Genomic DNA, 15,860 nt, shown 5'->3' on the forward strand with positions numbered 1-15,860 from the left:
GTGGTCCGGTTTGATTGTTAGTGCATGGTGGGCCTCTGGTCCATTGGCACGATGCTTTTGGGCGCAGGCGGACGGTAGCCCAATGAGCTATGCGGCCTGACTGTGTTGTAGTGAATGCGCCATTGCTCGATCAGGATTTGCGCTTCCCGCAAGGTGTAGAACAACTCGCCATTCAGGAGCTCATCCCGGAACCGGGCGTTGAAGCTTTCACAGTAGCCATTCTCCCATGCCCTGCCCGGCAGGGCATCGCATGGCGATGTCCCGAGAGGGGTGATCCTGGTTCGATGTATGCGGTCTTGGCACCAACGGCGGCGATCCAGTCCCTCACCTTTTGAGCGATAAATTCTGGCCCATTGTCGGATCTTATGTATTCCGGTGGTCCACGCAGGATGAACAGGTCTGTCAGCGCATCCAGCACGTCCGTGGAGTTGAGTTTGCGATCCACGCGGATCATCCATTGCCCGGCAGGCGATTTGCCTTGCAAATCTGCCGAGAGGGGGGCTCTCTGGTGTATTCATCGATGATGTTGAGCGTCCGATAAACCCGGCCGTCAGCGGTGCGGTCCTGGACGAAGTCATAGGACCAGACGTGGTTGGGGCGCTCGGGTCGTAGACGCACGCATGATCCGTCCACTGCCCGGCAGGGCATTGCGCAGCAATGTCCCGAGAGGGGCTCAGCCAAAGCCGTCCTGTTCGCCTGTTCTCTCGAACCGGTGGCGTTCACAGGCTCACTCTTCTGCTTTTGCGGGACCTTCAGCCCTTCACGCCGCCATATCCGTTCAACCCGCTTATGGTTCACACACCACCCAGCATTGTTCAGCAAACCTGTCACCATGCGATACCCATAGCGCCCGTATTGATCGGCCAGCTCGATAATGTCGTCGGTCAAACGCGCTTCATCAGCACGGCCTTGGGGGACCTTGCGCTGCGTGGATCGATGCTGACCGAGTGCGCGGCAGGCGCGGCGTTCAGACACGCCAAGCTCCTGCCGTACATGGTCGACGCATTTCCGGCGACGCGAAGGGCTTAGGGGCTCCGCCCGTTCAGGCCTGACTTGATCCACAGGATCAAGTCCTAGACGGCCATCACTCCCTTTGCGGCTTCAGTCAAGATGAGCTTATCCAAGGTCAAATCGGACACCGCCCGTCGCAGCCGTTGGTTCTCTTTCTCCAGATCCTTCAGGCGCGCAAGCTGAGACCCCTGCATCCCGCCATAGAGCTTTCGCCATCGATAGAACGTCTGCTGCGTCACGCCGATTTGGCGCACTGCCTCGGTAATCGTCGCGCCTTGCCCCTGAAGTACTTCAACCTGCCGAAGCTTCGATACAATCTCTTCGGGCTTCTCTCGTTTTCCAGCCATCGCTGATCCTCCAATTTGCGGGATATTCTATCCCAGTTGGTGGACCACTTTCAGGGGGCTACTCCATTTTGATTTTTTCGACTTTTCACCCGAAAGCTACGAAAGACAGTTCCCGGTGAGTAATTGGTATGAATTTGTTCCGCACCGTCAGGTTTGGGGCGGTGACCTGCCCCCCGAAATCTCCCGCACTTTAATGTAGAGTTTGCTCAACCTCTTGAAGGAGCAAACAAATGCGAAAGAGCCGTTTCACTGAAGCCCAGATCATTGGGATGATCAAAGAACAAGAAGCCGGGATTCCGACGGCGGAGGTGTGCCGCAAGCATGGCCTGAGCCAGGGCACGTTCTACAAATTCAAATCCAAGTATGGCGGCATGGAAGTGTCTGATGCGGCCAAGCTGAAGGCGATGGAGGACGAGAACGCCAAGCTTAAACGTCTGCTGGCCGATGCCATGCTGGACAACGTTGTGCTGAAGGATTTGCTGGGAAAGAGTTGACGACGCCGAATGAGCGGCGAGAGGCAGCGCTCAGGGCGATGCGGGATCATGACATCTCGCAACGCCGGGCCTGCCGACTTGTCGGTGTCGATCCGAAGACGGTCCGGCGTGAACGCCCGCCGGACAATCCTGAGATACGCAAGGAGATGAAGGCCGTCGCGGCCAAACGGCGTCGGTTTGGCTACCGCCGGATCGGCGTGATGCTGGAGCGCGAAGGATACGTGATGAACCACAAGAAGCTGTATCGGCTGTACACCGAGGAGAAGCTGGGCGTTCGGCGACGGCGTGGACGGAAACGGGCGCGTGGGTCTCGAACACCAATGCCAGAGGCTTTGAGGCCAGGCGAACGTTGGTCGATGGACTTCCTGTCGGACACGTTCGGGGCATCACGCCGGTTCCGCATCCTGGCCGTCAATGACGATTTCTGCCGTGAGAACCTGTGCCTGATGGCCGACACCAGCATCTCGGGTGCCCGGGTTGCGCGTGAGTTGGATGCGCTTGTGCGTATCTATGGCAAGCCTGCCAGCATTGTCAGCGATAACGGGACTGAGTTCACAAGCCGGGCAATCCTGAAATGGGCGAACGACAACGGCGTCGACTGGCACTACATTGATCCGGGCAAGCCACAGCAGAATGCCTTCATCGAGTCATTCAACGGCAGCTTGCGCGACGAATGTCTAAATGAAGAGATGTTCGAAAGTCTGGATGATGCGCGTCGAAAACTGGCGCTCTGGCGGTACGACTACAACAACGTCAGGCCGCACTCATCTCTCGGAAACAAAACGCCCGCAGAAGCGCGCCGAACGCTTGAGCAATTTGAGAGCTCCGCGTCCGGCGCGCTTGCCCAAATTGACGACCAAGACTATGAAAACCAGACCCGCAAACTCTCGTTATGAATGAGGGAGCCTCGGGGGGCAGGTCACGCAGCAGACGTTCTATCGATGGCGAAAGCTCTATGGCGGGATGCAGGGGTCTCAGCTTGCGCGCCTGAAGGATCTGGAGAAAGAGAACCAACGGCTGCGACGGGCGGTGTCCGATTTGACCTTGGATAAGCTCATCTTGACTGAAGCCGCAAAGGGAGTGATGGCCGTCTAGGACTTGATCCTGTGGATCAAGTCAGGCCTGAACGGGCGGAGCCCCTAAGCCCTTCGCGTCGCCGGAAATGCGTCGACCATGTACGGCAGGAGCTTGGCGTGTCTGAACGCCGCGCCTGCCGCGCACTCGGTCAGCATCGATCCACGCAGCGCAAGGTCCCCCAAGGCCGTGCTGATGAAGCGCGTTTGACCGACGACATTATCGAGCTGGCCGATCAATACGGGCGCTATGGGTATCGCATGGTGACAGGTTTGCTGAACAATGCTGGGTGGTGTGTGAACCATAAGCGGGTTGAACGGATATGGCGGCGTGAAGGGCTGAAGGTCCCGCAAAAGCAGAAGAGTGAGCCTGTGAACGCCACCGGTTCGAGAGAACAGGCGAACAGGACGGCTTTGGCTGAGCCCCTCTCGGGACATTGCTGCGCAATGCCCTGCCGGGCAGTGGACGGATCATGCGTGCGTCTACGACCCGAGCGCCCCAACCACGTCTGGTCCTATGACTTCGTCCAGGACCGCACCGCTGACGGCCGGGTTTATCGGACGCTCAACATCATCGATGAATACACCAGAGAGGCCCCCCTCTCGGCAGATTTGCAAGGCAAATCGCCTGCCGGGCAATGGATGATCCGCGTGGATCGCAAACTCAACTCCACGGACGTGCTGGATGCGCTGACAGACCTGTTCATCCTGCGTGGACCACCGGAATACATAAGATCCGACAATGGGCCAGAATTTATCGCTCAAAAGGTGAGGGACTGGATCGCCGCCGTTGGTGCCAAGACCGCATACATCGAACCAGGATCACCCCTCTCGGGACATCGCCATGCGATGCCCTGCCGGGCAGGGCATGGGAGAATGGCTACTGTGAAAGCTTCAACGCCCGGTTCCGGGATGAGCTCCTGAATGGCGAGTTGTTCTACACCTTGCGGGAAGCGCAAATCCTGATCGAGCAATGGCGCATTCACTACAACACAGTCAGGCCGCATAGCTCATTGGGCTACCGTCCGCCTGCGCCCAAAAGCATCGTGCCAATGGACCAGAGGCCCACCATGCACTAACAATCAAACCGGACCACCCGATGGGGGCACGCCAAGCCGCGCGGCAGGATCGCTTCAACAAGGATCAGATTGAACGCCAAGCCCATCTGCGTGTGCACTACGCCCATCACCAGACCTTGGCCAAGATTGATGTGCAGGAAAACCGTGAGGTCAAGCAATTGGTAGAACAACGCCAGTCAGGACTCGCCCCGCAGTTCAAAGCCGCAAATCAATCCCAGCAACATCTGATCAAGCGAGAGCGATGATGCACCGCATTCACATGCCATGGCATGTAATCCGCTGAAAATGATGGCGAAATTTGAATTAAAGATTCGCCCTATGATAGAATTGCATTCGTGGAGCAGGCCACAATGTCGAGTACTTCCGAGCAGGAAGGAGTAACCATGTCCCGTCCAACCCCACCAAATGACACCAACAAAAACCAAGACCAACCACCCGTAAAAACATCGAACAACACGCCGGGGCTGACTTTCGATTGGCGGGACTGGCTGCCCTATTTCGAATATCAGGACATTCCAGAGGCGCAAAAGCGGGAACTGATCGAAACACTGTGGCAGATCATCGTCGCTTTTGTCGATCTCGGTTTCGATCTGAACCCTCATCAGCAAGCTGAACAAAAAAGCTGTGGACAAAATCTCGATCTCAAAATGCTGCTGGAAGCTGCCGTGTTAAAGTCGGCGGCTGTCCAAGAAGCTAATGACCGCAAACCCAAACAGAAGGAGCCAACACCATGAGTGATAAAAAAAACATCCCAAAAGCAGTGATTTACTGCCGGGTGTCCTCCGTCGCCCAGTTAAAGAAGGGCGATGGCCTTGCCAGTCAGGAAACCCGCTGTCGTGAACACGCGAAGTTCCGGGGCTATGACATTGTCGAGGTCTTCCACGACAATATGACTGGCGGGGCAATTGATCGCCCGGCCATGAAAGCGCTGATTGCCTTCTTGCAGAAACGCAAAGACGACACGGTTGTACTTATCGACGATATCAACCGTTTCTCGCGTGATGTGCAGGTGCATTGGCAATTACGTGCCCTGATCGCCGAGGCAGGCGGCAAGCTGGAAAGCCCCTCGCTGGAATTTGGCGACAACTCGGATTCGGTACTGGTCGAAAACCTTCTGGCCTCGGTGTCACAGCACCAGCGGCAAAAGAATGGAGCGCAAACCAAAAACCGCATGCGCGCCCGCGCCATGAATGGATATTGGGTGTTCCACGCGCCCGTGGGCTTCAAGTACGAGCGTGTCGCCGGTCATGGCAAACTGCTGGTCCGGGATGAGCCAAACGCCTCTTATGTGCAGGAAGCGCTTGAAGGCTTCGCCTCTGGCCGGTTTGAAAGCCAAGGCGAAGTGAAACGTTTCCTCGAATCCTGCCCGAAGTTCCCCAAGAATGGGCGCGGCGAAGTGCGTTATGAAGAGGTCATTCGTCTGATGCGTCGTCCGCATTATGCGGGCCATATTGAAGTGCCGGAATGGGACGTAACGCTGCGCAAAGGGCAGCACGAGGGGCTTGTCAGCCTTAAGGTTTGGAACGCCATACAAGAGCGCCTGAACGGCTCTGTGCGTGCGCCTGCGCGTTCGGATATCAATGAGGACTTCCCGCTACGTGGCTTCATCTGTTGTGACGATTGCGGCAATCCCCTCACGGCAAACTGGTCCAAAAGCAAGACGGGCAAGAAACATCCTTATTACATGTGCTTCACAAAGGGCTGTGAGAGCTATCGTAAGTCCATTCGACGCGATGTGCTGGAAGGTGAGTTTGTCGAGCTTCTGGAAGGCATGCAGCCCTCTCAGAGCCTTTTGACGACCGCAACGGCGATGTTTGCCAATGCATGGGACCAACGCATTGCGCGTGCTGGTGCCGTGTTCGCCACGCTCAAGCGCGACATTGCAAAGGTCGAAAAGCAAATCGACGGCCTCTTGGACCGAATTGTCGAGGCCAGCACGCCATCGGTGATCTCAGCCTATGAAAAGCGGATTGCGAAAATGGAACGGGAAAAGCTCGTTTTGCAGGAAAAGCTCGAAACCGGGCCAAAACCAAAGGCTACCTTCGACGAATTGTTCGAACTCGCCCAAGCTTTCCTCGCAAACCCTTGTAAAATATGGGGTTATGGGCATCTGGCCCTACGCCGCACAGTGCTGAGATTGGCCTTCACAGAGCGCCTGAACTACAGCCGGAAAACAGGACTTCGAACCCCGGAATTATCCATACCATTCAAAGTGTTAGGAGGAAATGAAATGCAAAATTGTTTAATGGCGGAGAGACAGGGATTCGAACCCTGGAGACGGTTTCCCGCCTACACACTTTCCAGGCGTGCGCCTTCGACCACTCGGCCACCTCTCCGTTCGGCCCTTCTAGCCAAGACCGGGCGGGGAATGCAAGCCCTCAAACGCGCTCAAATCAAAGCTTTGTGCCCCCGTTGTAACCTGGGCGGGCTTCGCCCATAATCAGCGGGTCACTCTCACGCGCGATCATGTCTGGTAAAATGAACAAATCCTTTCGACGTCCGGCGCCTCCCCGGCAGGTCCTGCCTCCACAGGGACGCGGCCAAATGGACCGTCTGCAAACCGCAGCCCTGATCATCATTGCCTTTGCGGTGGTGCTGTTCTTGCTGGTGCAGGCGCGGTTTCTGCTGATCTCGCTGGCGACGGCGATTGTTCTGTTCAGCCTGACCTCGGATGCGATCAACTTTATCGCGCGTCAAAAAATCGGTCCCTTCCGTATTCCGAACTTTCTGGCGTCAATCGCGGCGCTTGCGATGATCTCGGCGGCGCTGCTGACGCTGACCTCGATTATCCTCAGCCAGGTGAATACGGTTCTGGCCACCACGGTCAGCTATGCCGAGAGCGCCCCGTCTGCCATCGCGGCCATGTTCGCGTGGTTGGGCGAGGACGTGCAGACGGCGGTGTTCAACTCGGTCAGCTCCATCGAGCTGACTGGCTATTTGCGCACCGCCGCGGGGCAAGCGGGCAACCTGATGTCAGCCACGGTGCTGGTGATCCTTTTCGTCGGCTTCCTGTTTGCCGAGCGCATCTGGTTCGCCACCAAGCTGGAGAACCTGTTTGACGGGGACGAGGCCCAGGCCCAGAAAGTCAGCCGCATCATCGCGACGATCATCCACCGGGTGAACTATTACCTGCTGGTAAAAACCGGGGTCAGTGCGGTGACGGGCCTGATGGTGTTTGGCGTTGCAACCCTGTTCGAGCTCGAACTGGCCGGCCCCCTGGGCATTCTGACTTTTGTGCTGAACTACATTCCCAATGTGGGCTCGATCGTGGCGACCATTCTGGTGGCGCTGGTGACCTTTGTGCAAACGGCTGATCCGGGCTCGACCCTGGCGGTGTTCATCGTGATCAGCATGATCCAGTTCCTGAACGGCAGCGTGATTGACCCGCTGCTGATGGGGCGCGCGCTGCGTCTGTCGTCTTTTGGCATCATCATCAGCCTGGCCTTCTGGGGCGCGGTCTGGGGCGTGCCTGGCATGTTCCTGTCGGTGCCGATCATGGTGGCGATGCTGATCATCTGCTCACAGGTTCCTGCCCTGCGACCAATGGCGGTGCTGCTCAGTCGTCAGGGATTGCCCGAACCCAAGGACGCGCTGGACCAGAAGGTCGATTAATCGCCCTTCAGAGCCTCGGGATTGCGCAGCCACAGATCGCGCTGAGCAAAGGGGATCTCGATGCCTTCTTCGGTGAAACGGCGCGCGATTTCGTGGTTCAGATCTGATTTCACCGACAGCGCCCAGTTCACATCCCGCAGGATCGCGCGGATCTCAAAATCCAGCGAGTCTGCGCCGAACCCGGTGAAGATGACCCCCGGACGCGGGTTCAGCAGCACCATGGTATGAGCCTCTGCGATTTCGCGCAGGATGGCTTCGACCTTTTTCGTGTCTGTGCCATAGGCCACGCCGACAGTCAGAATGATCCGCCCAATCGTGTTGCCACGGGTGTAGTTGGTGACCATGCCGCTGACCAGATCAGCGTTGGGTACAATCACATCCGTGCGGTCAAAGGTTTCAATCCGGGTCGAGCGCACCGAGATATCTCGCACATAGCCCATCTTGCCGCCTACCTCGATCCAGTCGCCTTCGGATACAGGGCGCTCGATCAGCAGGATGATGCCGGACACAAAATTCGACACGATGTTTTGCAGGCCAAAGCCGATGCCTACCGACAGCGCACCCGCGACAATCGCGATCGAGCTCAGGTCGATTCCCGCGCTGGTGATTGCCACGATCGCGGCCAAGAACACGCCAACATACCCGATGCCAGACACGATCGCGGTCTGCCCACCCTTGTCGATCTTTGTCTTCGGTAGGATCGAGCTGCGCAGCGCCCCCTGCACCACACGTGTCAGCATGTAGCCCAAGGCAAAGACCATCACGAACATGATGAAATCTGTCGGCGAGATCCGCGTGTCCCCCAGCGTGAACCCAGCGCGGAACGTGGCCCACAGCTCGGTCAGCTCGGCCACACGAACGCCCCAGATCAGCGCCAAAGCCGGGATCGCCAGCAGCGTCAGGAAGAACCCGATCAGAACCGGCCACAGGGCCTCGGCCACGTCATCATCCGGGCGCGTGACCATGCGATAGATGTCGCTGACCAGCTTTTGCAGCACCACCACAAAGCCCAGCAGCGCAAAGGTCAGCACCGTCGGATACACCAGCGCCGCCGCCGCGCGCATATAGCCCACCGCCCAGATCACCGGGCCCAGGATCGCCACCACCTGCGCCGCCCGAAACAGAGCCCGCGCGATCCGGTTGCGATAGCCGATCTCGAGATCGTCTTCGACATCGTGGCTGATCTGACCGGCGATGAACTGCCCCATTCGGAACAGCACCAATCCGGTCATACAGACGATGGGGAACCCGATCACGGCATCTGCCTCGGCGGTGAAATTCCCAACAGAACCAAGGATTTCCGCCACCGAGCTGAGCACCGCCAGGACTGCCAGAACCGTGGTATAGCTGCGCGCTTCGGCCCGGCGCTCGGGTTCGACACGCAGCGGCGCGGGGCCATCAGTGTCGGGGAACAAACGATCCGCCAACCAGCGTGCAAAGAAGATTCCCAGCCCCCAGGCCGGGATATAATTCAGAAGGGTCGCGCCGCGCAGGCCGACAAAACCGGTTTCGATAAGAGCCTGACAGACCAGCAGCACGCCACCCATCGGCACCAGAACCTTGCCCAGCGACACCAGGAATTGCCAGACATCCCCGCCCCGCTCCGAGGCCTCGCGGGCCCTGAGACCCAGATGCGTAAACCAGCGCCGGCCCCGCGCGATCAGCAGCAGGCCAAAGGCGGCCATCCCCAGCGAGACTGGGGCCGAGTTGCGAAACTCAGCCTGTCGAACGTCATTGTCCCAATTCTCGCTGACTTCGGTCCAGAGAACGCGGAAGGTCCAGAACAGCTCTTCCAGGCTGGGCGCCCAATAGGTGGGATTCAAAGGCGACGGGCTTAGCGACACCAGCGCCTCGGCCTGACGTTCGCGAATGATGCGGTCGATCTCGGCGATCAGACCTGCGGCACGGGTGTGGGCCTCTTCGGCGGCCAGAACCGGGGCTTGCAGCCGCGCCAGCTGAGCCTGCAATTCGGCGCGGCGGTTGGCGATCTCGGCCTCTTCCTCGCCGGTTTCAGGTTCGGGACCCAAGGCAGCGATCTGCGATTGGATCGTTTGAATACGTGCCTGGTTGGTGTTCTGCGCGGCCAAAAACGTGTCGCGCCATTGGGTGATTTCGCTGCGCAGGGTTTCCAGCGCAGCGTTCGAGGCTTTGCCCGCCTCAACGGCCATTTCGGCACGGGTGGCCGTGGCCTCCCACAGCGCATAATCAATGGTGGATTGGGTCGCGGCCTCGCTGGGCAGCGCAGAGACTTGCGCACCAACAGGTGCGGCCAGCGCCAGACAGAGCGCCAGCCAGAGGGACAGGATCAGGCGCGCCATCCCCCCCGTCATGGTCTTAGTCTTCGAAAACCGTGGGCACGGCGGGCGGTTCGCTGGCCAGCCAACCCGGCACGGGCAGCCCCTTCGAGGCCAGGAAATCCGGGTTATAGAGTTTCGACTGATAGCGGGTGCCGTAATCGCACAGCACCGTCACGATGGTGTGGCCCGGCCCCATTTCCTTGGCCATGCGGATGGCACCAGCCACGTTGATCGCGGACGAGCCGCCCAGGCACAGGCCTTCGTCTTGCAGCAGGTCGAATACATAGGGCAGCGCCTCGCCGTCCGAAATCTGATAGGACATGTCGGGCGTGAAGCCTTCGAGGTTGGCGGTGATGCGCCCCTGCCCGATGCCCTCGGTGATCGAGCCACCCTCGGCCTTTAGCTCGCCCGTGGTATAGAACGAATGCAGCGCCGCGCCCATCGGATCAGCCAGGCCGATCTTCACGCCGCGATATTGCAGCGCCTCGGCGACACCGGCCAGGGTTCCGCCCGAACCGACCGCGCAGATAAAACCATCAACCTTGCCGCCGGTCTGGCTCCAGATCTCGGGACCGGTGGTTTCCACATGCGCCTGACGGTTGGCGACGTTGTCAAACTGATTGGCCCAAATCGCCCCATTTGGTTCGGTTTTGGCAAGCTGTTCGGCCAGACGACCAGAATAGCGCACGTAATTGTTCGGATTTTTATAGGGCGCCGCAGGCACCTGGATCAGCTGAGCCCCGGCCAGACGCAGCATATCCTTCTTTTCCTGGCTCTGCGTCTCGGGGATAACGATCACCGTCTTGAACCCCATCGAGGCCCCCACCAGCGCCAGGCCGATGCCGGTATTGCCAGCGGTGCCTTCGACAATTGTGCCGCCGGGTTTCAACAGACCCTTAGCCACGGCATCCTTGATAATGTACAGCGCCGCGCGATCCTTGACCGATTGGCCCGGATTTATGAACTCGGCCTTACCCAGAATTTCGCATCCCGTCTCTTCGCTGGCCTTCTTCAGGCGAATAAGAGGAGTGTTGCCGACAGCCTCGGCCAGATCACGAGCGAATTGCATTGTCTTTCCCTTTCCGGTTCCCCCTAGCTCTATGTTGCCAGCGTGGGGAACTCAAGCACCTGTGCGCAAACGATCACGATGATTTGCCAACCAGAACAGCGCCATTTGCAGAGGAACCACCCGAATTTCCCCGCGCGACAGCATCTGCATCGCCGCGTCAAAGCCCAGAACATGGCTGCGGATGTTTTCGTTTTCCGTGTCCAGACCACCGACGCCCTCGGCCCCGTCCGGCAAATCCGCAAGGCCCAGATAGACATGGAAATACTCGTTGCTGCACCCGGGCGTCGGATATCCGCGCGAGATCAGCTCTAAGCCCAAAAGGTCCAGCCCAGCCTCTTCTTTGGCCTCTCGCAGCGCGGTTGTTTCCGGGGTTTCGCCCGCATCAATCCGGCCCGCGATGGGTTCCAGCTGCCAGGGCACCCGATCTCCGCGCGTCCAGGGGCCCATGCGGAACTGCTCGACCAGCATCACGCGATCGCGCACGGGGTCATAGGGCAGCACCAACGCCGCGTCTGTCGTCCCAAACGAGGAATAGTTCACCTCGTCGCTAAACGCCCCGTCATATTGGCGGAATTTCAGACGATAGGTCTCGACCGCGAAATAGTCCGCATAGGGATAGCTGTGCTGTATCACCTGCACATCCTCGCGGGTCAGGCCGCTGGGCGCATCCGGCACCGGTTCACGCTGCCCCATCACATAAGAGGCCGCGCGCATTTCGATCATGGGATAGATCGCGGCGACCTCTTGCGCGGTTTTGCGCCCCCGCCACTGCATCACCTCGCCCGCAGCCCGGATGTTCACCGCCCCCTGCGCGGCCTGCCAATCACCCAGATCAAAGGCGGCTCCGCGCTCGAACCGGTCCGCAGTGGTCATCCAGACCTCGGCCTGCATCTGGCCTTCTTCGGTGTCGACCTTAACCGGAACCAGATCATAGCCAAACCCACCCTCATAGTAGGTCAGCCGCTCGAACGCGTCCCCGGTCACACCGATCGCCAGCAGGCCTGGACAGTCCAGCTGGGGATCCGGTTCGATGAACGGAAATCGCTGTCCACGCGCCATAAAGGCTCCGTGACCGGGCAGTTTGGCCGGGATCAGCCGAAAATCAGGCGCGCAGCCCAGAACGGTTCGCAGTAAAGCTTCGCACTGTAATGTGCCGTAAAAAAACAGGTTTTTCATAAACGGGTGTTCGCGTTATCGCCAAATTCTATTGGCCAGTTCGGCCAGGATGCCTGCAAGGATTCCGCCCACCAACAGGGGGCCGATCACGTCGGGATTGATCAGATGCGCCCCGTATTCCAGGCACATTTCAAAGACGTCCAGAATGGCCTCGGTCGGGCCATCATAGCGCCGGTTCAGGGATTGGCGCAGCATCTCGTTCGAAGCTTGCAGAAAAATCGCCCAAAAGGCCAACACGGCGGCAGCGGTCAGACCGTTTCCTACGGCAGCAGACTGGCCCCGGCCCGCGCGGCGCCCGATGACAATCCATCCGACCACCAGCCCAAGAGCGACATTCAGGTAATCAAACCAGCCGAAATTGGTGCCTTCGGGCAGATAGGGTTTGACCATCTGCGACGTAAACCACGCCGTCGCAGCAAGAACCAGGGCGGCGATCAGCCGGGCGGCAGTGGGCATCATCAGAGGGCAGGCCTTTTAATCGTGATCTGAGTCACGTCGCAGTTTCCACCCTGAAACGAACCGGCACAAGAGGTCAGATAGAAATTCCACATCCGTTTGAAGCGCTCATCAAACCCCATAGACTCGACCTGATCCCATTTGTCATTGAAGGTGTCGTACCAGCGCCGCAGGGTCTGGCTGTAGCTGTCGCCAAACTCGATCGAATGCTGCACTTGCAAGCCCGCCTTGGAGACTTCTTCGCGCAAGGCGCTGGGGCTGGGCAACATGCCACCAGGGAAGATGTATTTTTGGATGAAGTCCACGCCCTTACGGTATGTTTCGAAACGCTTTTCCTGGATCGTAATGATCTGCAGCGTGGCATTGCGGCCCGGTTTCAGGCAGTCGCGCACTTTGTTGAAATAGACGGGCCAATATTTCTCGCCGACGGCTTCGAACATCTCGATACTGGCGATTCCGTCATATTGGTTGGTTTCATCGCGATAGTCCTGAAGCTTCAGGTCAACCATTTCGGAAAGTCCCGCCTTTTCAATACGTTCCCGTGCAAACTTAAGCTGCTCCTTCGAGATCGTCAGCCCCGTCACCCGCAGCCCGCGCTCTTTGGCGGCATATTCCGCGAACCCGCCCCAACCACAGCCGATTTCCAGGATATGATCGCCGGGCCGAGCGCCCATCTGATCCACCATGGATTCGTATTTCTGGGTCTGGGCTTGCTCCAGGCTTTCTTGTCCGGTTTTGAACAGCGCACTGGAATAGGTCATCGTGTCATCCAGCCACAACCCGTAGAAATCATTGCCCAGATCATAGTGATAGCTGATGTTCTTCTTGGCCTGCTTCTTGGTGTTGGCGTTCATCCAATGGCGCAGACGTTCATAGGCGCGCACCAGGAACATGCCGGGAAACCCTTCATAGAGTTCATCATTGTCCGAGTGCAGGAAATCCAGGAAGGCCTGCAGATCGGGGCTGTCCCACCAGCCCTCCAGATAGGCGTCACAAAAGCCCAGGTCGCCCTCGCGGATCAGCCGGGTGAAGGTGTCGGTATTGTGGATATGCAGCGCCGCCACGGGGCCGGGATTGGGCGCTTCGGCGCGAAAGGTGCGCCCGTCGGGCAGCACGAAATCCAGGCGTCCACGCTTGATGCTTTTGGCCAGTTGGAACACGGCCGGAAAATAACGTGGCAGGTCTTTCTCGGTCTTCGTTTCGGTCAGGATCATCCGCATCTCCCATTGCGGTTTTTCCCAAACAGGCTGGCAAGAAAATTCCCGTCGGGCAAGTTTTTCGTGCAAACCCCTTAGAAATCACGGGCTTCATAGGCCAAAAGCGCGCGTTTTCGGCCCTCTGCCAGGTCAATGATCGCGCTGGGATAGGGATCTGAGGCCGCCAAATCCCAGCTGCGGGGGGCTGCATCAAAGAAGGCCAGCGCCGTTTTGGCCGGAGTTCGCTGCCCCTCGGCCAGCCATTTTTTCACATAGTCCCCATCGGGATCATGGGTCTTGGCCTGTGTCATCGGGTTGAAAATCCGGAAAAATGGCGCGGCATCGGGGCCCGAGCCCGCCACCCATTGCCAGCCCATTGCATTTGCCGCCGGGTCCCAATCGGTCAGGCAGTCAGCGAACCACGCCTGCCCGATCCGCCAATGGATCATCAGGTGCTTGGTCAGGAACGAGGCCACGACCATCCGCGCCCGATTATGCATTTGGCCCGTCACGTACATCTCGCGCATGGCGGCATCGACGACGGGAATGCCGGTGCGCCCCTGTTTCCAGGCGATGACCTCGGGGGCATTCGGATCAGTGCGCCAGGGAAACCGATCCCACCCGTCGCGCCAATTCTCGGTCAGCATATGCGGCGTGTGATGCGCCAGATGATAGGCAAACTCGCGCCACACCAGTTCCTTGAGAAAGGTCTCGGCCCCGGCAGCCCCCTGATGCCACAAATCCTGCGCAGCGGCCCAACACTGGCGCGGGGAAATCTCGCCAAGCGCGAGGTTTTGCGACAGTCCCGAGGTGCCATCTGTGGCCAGTCGGTCACGACGCGCTTTATAGGCGTCCATGGAGGTGTCGGTAAACGCGGCCAAACGCGAGAGCGCGGCTGTCTCTCCGACACGCTGATAGGGGCGCAAGACATCCGCCCCCCGGTTCATGGCGGCGCTCAGCCGCCAATCAGCCAGGTTTTCGCTGACGGGCCAGCGATCCGGCGCGGGAATGGATTTCGGCGCAGGCAAGGGCGCATCAACGGCGCGGCCCCTCACGGCCTTCCAATAGGGTGAGTAGACCCGATAGGGCCCGCCCTGCCCGGTCTGCACCGTGTGCGGTTCGAACAACAACTGCCCGCCAAAGCTGCGCGCTTCGATCCCGCGCGCCTTCAACTCTGACTTTACCGCGCTATCCCGCGCAATCGAGGCCGGATCGAAGTTGCGCGACCAAAACACCACATCCGCGCGGGTTTCACGGATCAGATCGCTGAGAACCGTCAGCGCCGGCCCCGAGCGGAAAATCAGCCGGCTGCCCACCTGCGCCAACCGATCCGCCAGGTGATCCAGCGCCAGTTCCAACCGGAATTTGGGGGCCGCGCCCAGCTGATCCACCAGCTCATCCCGGATAAATACAGGAATCACGGCACCACGTGCGCAGGCCGCCGTCAGGGCGGGATGATCCGACAGACGCAGATCGCGGCGTAACCAAAGAATTGTAACGGGGGTGGTCGTCATATCATTGTCCTGTGTGGTGCTATTTTCATACGAGGGATCGCACCACTCGGATCAAAGAAAAACGCCGCCCGGATCATGGGGCGGCGTTTGAATTACATCTCGGCCAGGGCAGCGCGGATCTTGTCGGCGTTGGCCTTCAGCACCGCCATGTCCTCCATCTTGCCCGGCGGGCGCAGGCCAACACCTTCGTGACGCGGCAGAACGTGGTAATGCAGGTGAAACACCTCTTGGCCGCCGACCCCTTCGTTGAACTGCTGAACGGTGACGCCACCGGCCTCAAAGGCCTTCATCACCGCATGGCCAATCCGGCGCGTGGTGCGCAGGCAGGCGGCCAGCTGTTCATCCGATGCATCCAGCATATTGCGGCAGGGCGTTTTGGGGATGATCAGGCAATGGCCATCCGCGCGCGGCATGATGTCCATGAACACATAGGTGTCGTCATCCTCGTAAAGTTTTTCCGAAGGAATCTCGCCACGCAGGATCTTGGCGAAAATATTGTCACTGTCATAGGCCATCTGGGCTCTCCTGAATCGCTT

11 protein-coding genes, 1 tRNA gene and 3 pseudogenes are annotated in these 15,860 nt (G+C 59.0%); 6 read left to right on the top strand and 9 right to left on the bottom strand.

Going from position 1 to position 15,860, the window contains the following annotated elements; genetic code table 11:
* Positions 1-17 precede the first annotated feature (17 nt).
* A pseudogene (locus ACXADQ_RS17495) lies at positions 18-1,358 on the bottom strand (integrase core domain-containing protein).
* A gap of 230 nt (positions 1,359-1,588) precedes the next feature.
* Between ACXADQ_RS17495 and ACXADQ_RS17500 the strand changes: the two are divergent.
* From ACXADQ_RS17500 to ACXADQ_RS17520, 5 genes and pseudogenes are all read left to right on the top strand, one after another.
* A protein-coding gene (locus tag ACXADQ_RS17500) for an IS3 family transposase (RefSeq protein ID WP_475324003.1) occupies positions 1,589-2,748 on the top strand; the annotation gives its coding sequence in 2 pieces (ribosomal slippage) (positions 1,589-1,838 and positions 1,838-2,748; 1,161 coding nt in all).
* A gap of 22 nt (positions 2,749-2,770) precedes the next feature.
* Positions 2,771-4,004, top strand: a pseudogene (locus ACXADQ_RS17505) (integrase core domain-containing protein); the annotation flags it as partial.
* A 20-nt stretch (positions 4,005-4,024) separates the two neighbouring features.
* Complete coding sequence (locus ACXADQ_RS17510; RefSeq protein WP_475324007.1) at positions 4,025-4,249, top strand: hypothetical protein; 225 nt, start codon at positions 4,025-4,027, stop codon at positions 4,247-4,249.
* 138 nt (positions 4,250-4,387) lie between these two features.
* The gene (locus ACXADQ_RS17515; protein WP_475324011.1) at positions 4,388-4,738 is read left to right on the top strand and encodes a hypothetical protein; all 351 of its coding nucleotides are present in this window, start codon (positions 4,388-4,390) and stop codon (positions 4,736-4,738) included.
* Positions 4,735-5,757: pseudogene (locus ACXADQ_RS17520) on the top strand (recombinase family protein); the annotation flags it as partial. The gene ACXADQ_RS17515 and the pseudogene ACXADQ_RS17520, both read left to right, overlap by 4 nt.
* A gap of 493 nt (positions 5,758-6,250) precedes the next feature.
* Here the strand turns inward: ACXADQ_RS17520 and ACXADQ_RS17525 are convergent.
* Positions 6,251-6,340, bottom strand: a tRNA-Ser gene (locus tag ACXADQ_RS17525).
* Positions 6,341-6,548: 208 nt separating this feature from the next.
* Between ACXADQ_RS17525 and ACXADQ_RS17530 the strand changes: the two genes are divergently transcribed.
* Positions 6,549-7,616, top strand: coding sequence for an AI-2E family transporter (locus ACXADQ_RS17530; RefSeq protein ID WP_475324015.1), 1,068 nt, complete (start codon positions 6,549-6,551; stop codon positions 7,614-7,616).
* Here ACXADQ_RS17530 and ACXADQ_RS17535 read toward each other — a convergent pair.
* The 7 genes from ACXADQ_RS17535 to ACXADQ_RS17565 all read right to left on the bottom strand — a co-directional run bounded on the left by ACXADQ_RS17535 (position 7,613) and on the right by ACXADQ_RS17565 (position 15,839).
* On the bottom strand, positions 7,613-9,934 hold the full coding sequence (locus ACXADQ_RS17535) for a DUF3772 domain-containing protein (RefSeq protein WP_475324019.1): 2,322 nt from the start codon (positions 9,932-9,934) through the stop codon (positions 7,613-7,615). The genes ACXADQ_RS17530 and ACXADQ_RS17535 overlap by 4 nt on opposite strands.
* A 16-nt stretch (positions 9,935-9,950) precedes the next feature.
* Entirely contained in the window at positions 9,951-10,982 is a 1,032-nt protein-coding gene (locus ACXADQ_RS17540) for a cysteine synthase A (RefSeq protein ID WP_475324021.1), read from the bottom strand.
* A 51-nt stretch (positions 10,983-11,033) separates the two neighbouring features.
* On the bottom strand, positions 11,034-12,158 hold the full coding sequence (locus ACXADQ_RS17545) for an NUDIX domain-containing protein (protein ID WP_475324024.1): 1,125 nt from the start codon (positions 12,156-12,158) through the stop codon (positions 11,034-11,036).
* A gap of 15 nt (positions 12,159-12,173) precedes the next feature.
* A complete protein-coding gene (locus tag ACXADQ_RS17550) occupies positions 12,174-12,617 on the bottom strand; it encodes a TrgA family protein (protein WP_475324027.1) in 444 nt (147 codons plus the stop codon).
* Positions 12,617-13,828 carry a class I SAM-dependent methyltransferase gene (locus tag ACXADQ_RS17555; RefSeq protein WP_475324031.1) on the bottom strand — a complete coding sequence of 404 codons (1,212 nt, stop codon included), beginning with the start codon at positions 13,826-13,828 and terminating at the stop codon, positions 12,617-12,619. Before ACXADQ_RS17555 ends, ACXADQ_RS17550 begins: the two co-directional genes overlap by 1 nt.
* A 77-nt stretch (positions 13,829-13,905) precedes the next feature.
* Positions 13,906-15,324, bottom strand: a complete 1,419-nt coding sequence (locus ACXADQ_RS17560; protein WP_475324035.1) for a cryptochrome/photolyase family protein — start codon at positions 15,322-15,324, stop codon at positions 13,906-13,908.
* Positions 15,325-15,416: 92 nt separating this feature from the next.
* Positions 15,417-15,839 (bottom strand): HIT family protein, encoded by a 423-nt coding sequence (locus ACXADQ_RS17565; protein ID WP_475324039.1) that lies wholly within the window; start codon positions 15,837-15,839, stop codon positions 15,417-15,419.
* Positions 15,840-15,860: the final 21 nt, after the last annotated feature.

The sequence above is a fragment of the Thalassovita sp. ABM4_323 genome, from assembly GCF_056158665.1.